This is a genomic window from Oxalobacter paeniformigenes (assembly GCF_027158465.1).
Classification (GTDB): Bacteria; Pseudomonadota; Gammaproteobacteria; order Burkholderiales; family Burkholderiaceae_D; genus Oxalobacter; species Oxalobacter paeniformigenes.
Window position 1 is genome coordinate 1 of record NZ_JAMKYL010000027.1, and the last position, 204, is coordinate 204.

1 protein-coding gene is annotated in these 204 nt (G+C 52.0%); it reads left to right on the forward strand.

The features are described 5' to 3' along the window. Positions 1 to 204 (forward strand): hypothetical protein (locus NAI64_RS09090; protein ID WP_269299805.1); only part of this gene is annotated, 204 nt, incomplete at both ends.

Below are 204 nucleotides of genomic sequence, written 5' to 3' on the forward strand. Positions count from 1 at the left end.
TCTGACGGTCGAAGGTACTTCCACACTGAAGGGTGATGCAACCATCGCATCGAATGCCGGTGCAAATGCCACGATTGGCAACAATACGGGCACCACAATCATCAATGGCGATACCGTGGGCATTAACGGTACGACAAGCGTTACGACCAGTGTCGGTACTTCCAGCATCACTACCAATGTGGATGGAACGGCGATAATCGGTGA